The organism is Streptomyces purpurogeneiscleroticus (assembly GCF_020024005.1).
Classification (GTDB): Bacteria; Actinomycetota; Actinomycetes; order Streptomycetales; family Streptomycetaceae; genus Streptomyces; species Streptomyces purpurogeneiscleroticus.
This window is the reverse complement of the sequence record NZ_NHSG01000244.1, coordinates 1-9,793: the sequence shown is the minus strand read 5'-3', so window position 1 is coordinate 9,793 and position 9,793 is coordinate 1. Positions and strand designations below refer to the sequence as shown.

8 protein-coding genes and 1 pseudogene are annotated in these 9,793 nt (G+C 74.0%); 4 read left to right on the top strand and 5 right to left on the bottom strand.

The window, feature by feature from the left end; genetic code table 11:
• Positions 1-1,683 (bottom strand): annotated as a pseudogene (locus CCS38_RS15800) (DEAD/DEAH box helicase); the annotation flags it as partial.
• 197 nt (positions 1,684-1,880) lie between these two features.
• On the opposite strand from CCS38_RS15800, the gene CCS38_RS15795 reads away from it, so the two are divergent.
• A complete protein-coding gene (locus CCS38_RS15795; RefSeq protein WP_223733908.1) occupies positions 1,881-2,630 on the top strand; it encodes a ferritin-like fold-containing protein in 750 nt (249 codons plus the stop codon).
• 244 nt (positions 2,631-2,874) lie between these two features.
• Here the strand turns inward: CCS38_RS15795 and CCS38_RS15790 are convergent, their stop codons facing one another.
• The 4 genes from CCS38_RS15790 to CCS38_RS15775 all read right to left on the bottom strand — a co-directional run bounded on the left by CCS38_RS15790 (position 2,875) and on the right by CCS38_RS15775 (position 4,821).
• Positions 2,875-3,156 (bottom strand): hypothetical protein, encoded by a 282-nt coding sequence (locus CCS38_RS15790; protein WP_223733907.1) that lies wholly within the window; start codon positions 3,154-3,156, stop codon positions 2,875-2,877.
• 261 nt (positions 3,157-3,417) lie between these two features.
• Positions 3,418-3,645: a DUF3107 domain-containing protein gene (locus CCS38_RS15785; protein WP_030264152.1), complete on the bottom strand. Its 228-nt coding sequence runs from the start codon at positions 3,643-3,645 to the stop codon at positions 3,418-3,420.
• Between the two features lie 171 nt (positions 3,646-3,816).
• Positions 3,817-4,458, bottom strand: a complete 642-nt coding sequence (locus tag CCS38_RS15780) for a TetR/AcrR family transcriptional regulator (protein ID WP_030264153.1) — start codon at positions 4,456-4,458, stop codon at positions 3,817-3,819.
• Positions 4,459-4,605: 147 nt separating this feature from the next.
• Positions 4,606-4,821: an Rv3202a family protein gene (locus CCS38_RS15775; RefSeq protein WP_223733906.1), complete on the bottom strand. Its 216-nt coding sequence runs from the start codon at positions 4,819-4,821 to the stop codon at positions 4,606-4,608.
• A 261-nt stretch (positions 4,822-5,082) separates the two neighbouring features.
• Here CCS38_RS15775 and CCS38_RS15770 point away from each other — a divergent pair, with 261 nt between their 5' ends.
• From CCS38_RS15770 to CCS38_RS15760, 3 genes are all read left to right on the top strand, one after another.
• Complete coding sequence (locus CCS38_RS15770; RefSeq protein WP_223733905.1) at positions 5,083-6,129, top strand: alpha/beta fold hydrolase; 1,047 nt, start codon at positions 5,083-5,085, stop codon at positions 6,127-6,129.
• 8 nt (positions 6,130-6,137) lie between these two features.
• Complete coding sequence (locus CCS38_RS15765; protein ID WP_223733904.1) at positions 6,138-7,595, top strand: DUF3152 domain-containing protein; 1,458 nt, start codon at positions 6,138-6,140, stop codon at positions 7,593-7,595.
• A 187-nt stretch (positions 7,596-7,782) separates the two neighbouring features.
• Positions 7,783-9,540, top strand: coding sequence for a glycosyltransferase (locus CCS38_RS15760; RefSeq protein WP_223733903.1), 1,758 nt, complete (start codon positions 7,783-7,785; stop codon positions 9,538-9,540).
• The last annotated feature ends 253 nt before the right edge of the window (positions 9,541-9,793 follow it).

The following is a 9,793-nucleotide window of genomic DNA, read 5'->3' as shown; positions in this document are numbered from 1 at the left end:
GCGGCTGGCGGGGCGCGGTCGTGCCCTCGGCGGTGTCCGCCGCGGCCTCGGCCGCCTCGCTGCCCTGCGTACCGGTGGCAGCGGCCTCGTCCTCGATCGGGGCACCGTTGCGCATACGGCGGCGCTTGCGCGGCGTACGCGTACGCTCCGGGCGCTCCTCCTCGCGGTCCCGGCCGGCCTTGCGCGGCCCGCGGCCGCGGCCGCCGGTCTCACCGAGGTCCTCGACCTCCTCGGCCGCCAGGCCCGCACGGGTGCGCTCCGCGCGCGGCAGCACGCCGGTGACGCCCTGCGGGATGTTCAGCAACTCGTAGAGATGCGCGGAGGTGGAGTACGTCTCCTCCGGATCGTTGAACGAGAGGTCCAGCGCCTTGTTGATCAGCTGCCAGCGGGGGATGTCGTCCCAGTCGACCAGCGTGACGGCGGTGCCCTTGGCGCCCGCGCGGCCCGTACGGCCGATGCGGTGCAGGTAGGTCTTCTCGTCCTCGGGCGTCTGGTAGTTGATGACGTGCGTCACACCGCCGACGTCGATGCCGCGCGCGGCGACATCGGTGCACACGAGGACGTCGACCTTGCCGTTGCGGAAGGCGCGCAGCGCCTGCTCGCGGGCGCCCTGGCCGAGGTCGCCGTGGACCGCGCCGGAGGCGAAGCCGCGGCGCGCGAGCTGGTCGGCGATGTCGGCCGCGGTGCGCTTGGTACGGCAGAAGATCATCGCGAGCCCGCGGCCCTCGGCCTGCAGGATGCGCGAGACCATCTCCGGCTTGTCCATGGAGTGCGCGCGGAAGACGTGCTGGGTCGTGTTGGCGACCGTCGCGCCCTCGTCGTCGGGCGAGGTGGCGCGGATGTGGGTCGGCTGCGACATGTAGCGCCGCGCCAGCGAAATGACCTGGCCGGGCATGGTCGCGGAGAACAGCATGGTCTGCCGCTTGGCCGGGAGGTACTGGATGATCTTCTCGACGTCCGGCAGGAAGCCGAGGTCGAGCATCTCGTCGGCCTCGTCCAGGACGAGGGCGCGGACCTGCGAGAGGTCCAGCTTCTTCTGGCCCGCCAGGTCCAGCAGCCGGCCCGGGGTGCCGACGACGACGTCGACGCCCTTCTGGAGCGCCTCGACCTGGGGCTCGTACGCCCGGCCGCCGTAGATGGCGAGCACGCGGACATTACGGACCTTGCCGGCGGTCAGGAGGTCGTTGGTGACCTGCTGGCACAGCTCGCGGGTGGGGACGACGACCAGCGCCTGCGGCGCGTCGGTCAGCTGCTCGGGCTTGGCCCGGCCGGCCTCGACGTCGGCGGGGACGGTGACGCGCTCCAGGAGCGGGAGGCCGAAGCCGAGGGTCTTGCCGGTGCCGGTCTTGGCCTGGCCGATGACGTCGGAGCCGGAGAGGGCCACCGGGAGGGTCAGGGCCTGGATGGGGAACGGAGTCATGATGCCGACGGCCTCGAGGGCTTCGGCGGTCTCGGGGAGGATCCCGAGGTCTCGGAACGTAGACAGGATGCTTGCCTCTTCTGTGAGTCGCGGCGCGAGGCGACGAAGGGGATCGACCGTGCCTTGCCTGCCGTCGTACGGGGTCGTACTCGGCTCGGCCCGGCCTCCTAGGGCCGGATGGCGCGGGACCACTGCCTTCGCTCAGGCGCTCGTGCCGCGAGCGGTGTTCCTCTGCCGTGCGCTGTCTGTACGCGTCGGGGCAGAGGGCGGTCGGGGTGGAGCCGATCGGGCCACCGACCGGGCATCCGCATTCGTGAAACACCCACCGAAACTTCGGCGGGCTCTTTACCACCATACCCCGGATGAGCGCATGTGTGTCCGGGCAATCGTTCGGTCGAGTGGGACCCGAGTGGCTGACCAGGCCCTTCCCCGGGTTGCCGAGCGGGCTATTGTGCGCTCCATGGAGACGCCTGACAACGCCACCGCCGACGCCCCCGCCACGCCCGACGAGCCCACCGGGATCGCCGCCCAGACCTGGGAGGAGGCGGCCGCCGACCCGCAGTACCGGGCCGCGGTGATCGACCTGCTCGGCGCCCTCGCGTACGGCGAGCTGGCCGCCTTCGAGCGGCTGGCCGAGGACGCCAAGCTGGCGTCCACGACGGACGACAAGGCGGAGCTGGCGAAGATGGCGACGGCGGAGTTCCATCACTTCGAGCGGCTGCGCGAGCGGCTCGCGCAGATCGACGCGGAGCCCAACGCGGCCATGGAGCCGTTCGCCGCCGCGCTGGACGAGTTCCACCGCCAGACCGCGCCGTCGGACTGGCTGGAGGGCCTGGTCAAGGCGTACGTCGGCGACTCCATCGCCAGCGACTTCTACCGCGAGGTGGCGGCCCGGCTGGACTCCGACACCAAGGAGCTGGTGCTCGGTGTGCTGGATGACACAGGGCACGCCTCCTTCGCCGTCGAGAAGGTCCGCGCGGCCATCGAGGCCGATCCCCGGGTCGGCGGCCGGCTCGCGCTGTGGGCGCGCCGCCTGATGGGCGAGGCCCTCTCCCAGGCGCAGCGGGTGGTCGCGGACCGGGACGCGCTGTCGACGATGCTGGTCGGCGGTGTGGCCGACGGCTTCGACCTGGCTGAGGTCGGCCGGATGTTCTCGCGCATCACCGAGGCGCACACCAAGCGGATGGCGGCCCTGGGGCTGGCTGCGTAAGCGGGCCCCGGCCCGGCGCGTAAGCGGGCCCCGGCCCGGGCTGCGCCGGCAGGCCCCGGACGGCGCGCCCGGCGGGCGTGCGATCACTCACATCTCTGTGCGCCGCGCACTGCCTCGGCAGGCGGGGCGCACAGACATGAACGCGCCGTTTCTCCGTCCGGACATCGGCCGGAAACCGTCCGTCCCGGCGCCGGTCCTTCCGGGAGCTGTCCGTCAGGGCTCGGGGAGCTTGGAGCCGGGCTTCTCAGGCCGCCGTCGCTGATCGGCGCAGCCGACGGGCGGGCCGGGGCTCGGGGCGCAGCAGCAGCGAGAGCAGCGCCGCGGACAGGCCCAGGGCCACGACAAGGACGACCGGTGCCCGCCCCGCCCCCAGGATCGTGTGCGCCAGCAGCGCGCCGAAGACGGCCGCCGCGGGTCCCGTGGACAGCGTCAGGCTGCGCTTCGGGAAGCGGCCGGGCAGCCGCCGGAGGGCGGCGAGGGCGAGCGCGAGGCCCAGGGCAGCGGCGCCGAGCACTTCCAAGATCATGTTTCCCCTCCCGCACACGGATGACGCCGCCGCACGGCGGCGTCGTCATGGCCATTCGGGGCCGTCGTACCCAAGGGGCGCCACGGGCAATCGTGCCGGGCCGGACAAAGGTGCGATCACTGCGCTGAGCAGGGGAAAAGCGCCCTACAGTGCGGAGAGCGGGCACACGGCGCGGAGAGTGGGCGCATACGTACGGGCGGCGCCCCGGGGACCGTCTCCCCGGGGCGCCGCCCGTCATACGTGCTGTGCGCGGCAGGCGTCCTACAGAGCGCCGAAGCCCACCTTGCGCCCGGCGGGCTCGCCGATCTCGACGTACGCCAGCCGGTCCGCCGGTACGAGGACCTTGCGGCCGTGTTCGTCCTCCAGGCTCAGCAGCTGCGACTTGCCGGCCAGCGCGGCGGCTACCGCGCTCTCGACCTCCTCGGCAGGCTGCGAGCTCTCCAGGACGATCTCGCGGGGCGCGTGCTGCACGCCGATCTTGACCTCCACGGCTTATGTCCCTCCGACGGTCTCGGTCCCCCCGGCCTGACCAGGGGGCGGTGTGCGCGACGATCCGCGCCGTACGCAGCACACATTAGCCCGGTACGGGGACGGACAGGCCGCTATGGAGCACGCCCGCAGCGAACACGGGGCCCGGTGCCCCGTGTGCCGCGGCGGGCGTCAGTGGCCCTCGGTGCCGTGCAGCGGGAAACCCGCGATGCCCTTCCAGGCCAGCGAGGTGAGCAGCTGCACGGCCGTGTCGCGGGTGACCGTGCGCTCGCTGGAGAGCCAGTACCGCGCGACGACCTGGGACACGCCGCCCAGGCCCACCGCGAGCAGCATGGACTCCTCCTTGGACAGCCCGGTGTCCTCCGCGATCACGTCACTGATCGCCTCGGCGCACTGCAGCGAGACCTTGTCCACGCGCTCACGGACAGCCGTCTCGTTGGTCAGGTCCGACTCGAACACCAGGCGGAACGCGCCGCCCGGGTCCTCCACGTACGCGAAGTACGCGTCCATGGTCGCCGCGACCCGCTGCTTGTTGTCGGTCGTGGAGGCCAGGGCCGTCCGTACCGACTGCAGCAGCGCCTCGCAGTGCTGGTCCAGCAGGGCGAGGTAGAGGTCGAGCTTGCCGGGGAAGTGCTGGTAGAGCACCGGCTTGCTGACGCCGGCCCGCTCGGCGATGTCGTCCATCGCCGCAGCGTGGTACCCCTGCGCCACGAAGACTTCCTGTGCAGCGCCCAGGAGCTGGTTGCGCCGCGCTCGGCGCGGCAGGCGCGTGCCCCGAGGGCGCGCGGCCTCTGTCTGCTCGATGGCGCTCACGCCGCCTCCCAGTGTCGTTCCTTACGAGATGCACACAGCACGGTGCACCGCGCCCGCCATCGTACTTTTGGGTAACGAGGCTGTGCGCGGTCAGGAGCGAGAATTTATCCGCCCGGGGCCCGCGGGAAGCCGACATACCGGTTCAGGTCACCGGTAATCGTCTTCGTCCAGCTCGACCACCCGGGCTTGTTCTGCGCGGTCCGCTTCGTTCGCCGTGTCGGGATCGCCCCCGGTCAGTGCGTCGTCTTGGTGTGGAGCGATGTCCGTGAGCTGTTCCTGGGCGTCCGCCTCGGGTGCTTCCGCGTCGATTTCGGCCGCCTCGTCCTTGTCGAAGGTTTCCGGATCTGTGGGGTCGACAGGCATGGTGGCTCCCCTTTCCTGGGCGAGCGCCCTTTACACGAGCCTAGGAGAGGGGATTGCCCGGCGCGACGCGGTACGCGCCGCGAACGGGTGGCGGTACTGGGGGCGCGCGGCCGCGTGTCTACGAGAGGGGGCGCGCGTCTACGGGAGAGCCGCGCCGCTGTCTACGAAGCGGCGGCGGCGCTTCGAGGCGCGCCCGTGACGCAAGAGACGTGTGATGGCGAACACATCGGAAGGGGCGTGATCGTCTCGTAACATCGACGCATGTCTTCCACGGAGCCGCCGGACACCCGAACCGCGCTCCCGGTGCCGCCCGGGGGCCCGGGCCCGCGCGTCGGCGCCGAGGAGACGCTGCGCAGCGTGAGCCTGCCGGGCGCGACGCTCAGCGTCCGCGCGCCCGCCCGAGTGCGCGAGGGCCTGCCGCCCGCCCTGTACGTGCACGGCCTCGGCGGCTCGTCGCAGAACTGGTCCGCCCTGATGGCGCTGCTCGCCGACCGGGTGGACGGTGAGGCGCTGGACCTCCCCGGGTTCGGCGACTCCCCGCCCCCGGACGACGGCAACTACTCCATCAGCGGCCAGGCCCGCACGGTCATCCGGTTCCTCGACCAGCGCGGCCGCGGCCCCGTCCACCTCATCGGGAACTCCATGGGCGGCGCGGTCTCGACCCGGGTCGCCGCGGTCCGCCCCGACCTCGTGCGGACCCTGACGCTGGTCTCGCCCGCGCTGCCCGAGCTGCGCCCGCAGCTCAGCGCGCTGCCCACGGGGCTGCTGGCGGTCCCCGGCATCACCACCCTCTTCAGCCGCCTGACGCGGGACTGGACGGCCGAGCGCCGCACCCGTGAGGTGCTCGCCCTCTGCTACGGCGACCCCGCGATGGCCACACCCGAGGAGGTGGCGGCGGCGGTCGAGGAGACCGCGCGCCGCCTGGAGCTGCCGTACTTCTGGGAGGTCATGGAGCGCGCCTCGCGCGGCATCGTGAACGCCTACACGCTCGGCGGCCAGCACAACCTGTGGCGGCAGGCGGAGCGTGTCCTCGCGCCGACCCTGCTCATCTACGGGGGCCGGGACCGGCTGGTCTCCTTCCGGATGGCCCGCAGGGCCGCTGCCGCGTTCCGCGGTTCGCGCCTGCTCACGCTCCCCGAGGCGGGCCACGTCGCGATGATGGAGTACCCCTCGACCGTCGCCCGCGCCGTCCGGGAGCTGCTGGACGACACGGAGCGCGAGGCTGCGGGAGAAGCGGCCGGCGGCCGGGAGGGCCGTACTGCCCGCCGCGCGACGGGTGACACGACCGCCGATGCGAGCAGGAGCTGACGGGCCCAGTGGGACGCCATAGCCGCCGGACCCCGGAGGGGACGACCGACACCACGGAGAGCGCTGCCGTTACGGGGGCGACCGGTGCCGCCGCCCCGTGGGGCGAGCGCGCCGCGGCCGCCCGGAGGCCCGCGGAAGCGGCCGACGCGGCGCAGCAGGACCACGACGCCGTGGCGGGCCCCCAGGCCGCCTCCGGGTCCCGTACGGGCCGCCGGCGGCGGCGCGGTGAGCCCGGTCCCGAGGCCGGCCCTCCGGTGCGCGGCGGACACCCCGAGCAGTGGGAGCCCGCTGTCACGCCGGGGCAGGGCGTCCCCGTGCTGCCGCACCAGCGCGGTACCGGTGGCGCGCGGCCCGGCGTACTGGGTACGCCGGTCGATCCGGGCGGCGGCCGGCCGGGGCCGAAGCAGGAGTACCTGGACGCCTTTGCCAACGATGCCCAGTTCGCGGCCGGCACCCCTTCGGCCGCGGGACCGCGTCCCCCGAAGGCCGCGCGGCCCCCGGCGGGCCCCTTGTCCTCGCCCGCCTCGGACACGCCGCAGGGGCTCTCCCCGTCGCCCGCGCCGTCCCCGTATGCGCCCGGGGTGGACGAGGAGATCGCCGCCTACGAAGCGGAGTTCGGGCACCCCGGGGCGCTGGAGGACGACGTGGCCGGTGACGCCCGGCGGCGCAAGGGTGCCAAGGGGCGCACGTTCACCGGCGTGGCCGCCGCCGCGGTGACCACCGTGCTCGCGGTGGTGGTCGCCGGTCAGGTCGCCGACGCCCGCAAGAACGGCGTCGACGGGCCGTCGCCGAGCGGCGGGGACGCGTCGCCGGAAAGAGAACAGGACGCCGGCCGGCCGCACGGCGGCCCCACGGCCGCGCCCGCCACGTACGCCGCGAAGATGGCCAAGGTGTATCCGCTCGCCGCCGACCTCAAGGGCAGCGGGACGTTCACGCCGGCCGGCGGCGCCGCTCCGGCGCCGGGGCGCGGCCAGGTGGTGCGCTATCGCGTCGACGTCGAGGACGGGCTGCCGCTGGACGGCGAGCTCTTCGCCGAGGCGGTGCACAAGACCCTGAACGACGACCGCAGTTGGGCGCACGGAGGGAAGCGCTCGTTCGCCCGCGTCGCCTCGGGCAAGGCCGACTTCGTGATCACCCTGGCGAGCCCCGGCACCACCGACGAGTGGTGCGCCAAGTCCGGCCTGGACACCAGCGAGGACAAGGTCTCGTGCGACTCCGCCGCGACCGAGCGCGTGATGATCAACGCGTACCGGTGGGCGCGTGGCGCGGCGACGTACGGCCCCGACAAGATGTACGCGTACCGGCAGATGCTGATCAACCACGAGGTGGGGCACCGGCTCGGCCACGACCACGAGGGCTGCCGCCGGCAGGGCGCGCTCGCGCCCGTGATGATGCAGCAGACCAAGTTCCTGACCACGGACGGCGCCACCTGCCGCCCGAACGCCTGGCCGTTCCCGACCGGCTGAGCGGCGCGCTCCGGTACCGCCTCAGAACGCCCGGCCTGGTGGAAAGTTACGCCTCTTCACCCCTTTTGGTGGCGCGATGGACAACCGTCCGTCGCGCCACCGGTGCTTCTGCGTAGCGTCGTGTTGCAGGCGGTGACGATCCGGCCACCGCCCGGAAGGACGCCGATCCGAGGACGGGGGTGCGCTCGTGCGCATTGGACTGCTCACCGAGGGTGGCTATCCGTACGCGTCCGGTGAAACGCGAGCCTGGTGCGACCGCCTTGTGCGCGGGCTCACCGGCCATGACTTCGAGGTGTACGCGCTCGGCGACGGCTCCGGGGCGCACGCGCCGGGCCGGGACGCCGTGCGGCCCCGGAGCGGCCGGCGCGGGGCCCGGCGCGGCCGGACGGCCGGCGTGAGCCGCCGCGAACGGCAGCGTTTCGCCGGGCACTTCGCCGATCTCGCGGCTGCGTTCTGCGGCCCGCCGGGGGAGGCCGGGCACGAGGCGGACCGTTTCGCCGCCGGTCTGTACGGCCTCGCCGACCTGGCCCGCGGCACCGGCGCGCTGCCGGAACTGCTCCGCTCCGAAACGGCCGTCCGCATCCTGGAGGCCGCCTGCCGCGCCCCCGGTGCGCTGCCGGCCGCGCGGGCCGCCCAGGTCACCGACCTGCTGGCCGTCACCGAGGCGCTCGACAGCGCCCTGCGCCCGCTGTCGCTGGACTGGTACGGCGACGGTACGGGCGGTCCGTACGGGGACGGGCGCGGCGCGGGGCCCGAGGGGCGAGGGCTCGGCGGGGTCGACCTCTGCCACGTGACGTGCGGCGGCCCGGCGGCTCTCACCGGACTGCTGGCCAAACGCTTCTGCGGTACTCCGCTCCTGGTCACGGAGTACGGCGTACGGCTGCGCGAGCACCATCTCGGGCGCGCCACGGCAGCGCTCAGCTCCCCCGTGCACGCGCTGCTGGCCGCTTTCGAGGGCGCGCTGGCCGCCGAGACGTACCGCACGGCCGACCTGATCACCCCCGGCAACACCCGCATCCGCCGCTGGCAGGAGCGGTGCGGCGCGCCCCGTGACCGGCTCCGTACGGTCTATCCGGGCATGGACGCCGGGCCGTTCGCCCGCGTCCCGGACGCCGCGGCCGACGACTCCAAGACGCTGGTGTGGGTCGGCACGGTCGAGCCCGACAAGGACCTCATCGGGCTGCTGCACGCCTTCGCGCAGATCCGCGCGGCCGAGCCGGACGCGACGCTGCGCATCATCGGCGCGCCCGGCGCCGGCCCCGAGGCGCCGGCCTATCTGGCGCACTGCCGTGCGCTGGCCGCGCAGCTCTTCCCGGACGAGGCCGCCAGCGCGGTCACGGTCGGCGAGAACCCCGTCTCGTTCGAGAAGATCGGCGACCCCGGGGTGGCGGGGCCGGCCGACGCCTACGAGGCGGGCGCGGTGCTGGTGCTCTCCAGCGTCGTCGGCGGTTTCCCGAGGACGCTGGTGGAGGCGATGTTCTGCGGCCGGGCCACGGTGTCCACGGATGTGGGCGCCGTCTGCGAGGTCATCGGAGGAACGGGCCTGGTCGTACCGCCGCGCAACCCACGGGCGCTGGCCGACGCGTGCACCGCCCTGCTGGGAGACCCGGAGCGGCGGGCCCGGCTGGGCGCCGCGGCCCGTGCACGGGCACTCGAACTGTTCACCGTCGAGCAGAACATCGCGGCATTTCGTGGCATCTATCTGGAGCTGATGTCGCGCGCCCAGGTCAGGCACGCGGAGCGGGACGTGGACGGCGCGCCGCGCCCCTTCGCGCGCCCCGCCGAGTCGCGCCTGCCGGACCCGTGGGGCGCCACCGGCCCGTCGTCCGCGCCGCAGGACCGCGGCCACACCCCGAGCTGGGCCCGGCCGCCCGCCGTACCGCACGACTCCGGAGCGCGGGTGCCGGCCGGACTCGCCCGGAGCAGAGGAGGAGGCGACGCATGACCGCGTACCGGACGCGGGCCGCGCAACGGCCCGACACCCCTGTGACCCCGCAGAGCCCGGGGGGCTGGGACCCCCGCTCCAGCGCGATGCTCGGGGGAGGCCCTGCGGAGGGCACTGGCGACCCCGGAGGCGCCGGGCGCCCCGGAGTTCCCGGCGGTCCCGGGCCGGCGCCTGACGAGGGCAGGACGCCCGCTCGCGGAGCGGCAACGGCTTCCGGAGCGGCCTCTGTTCCCGGTGCGGCCGCTGTTCCCGG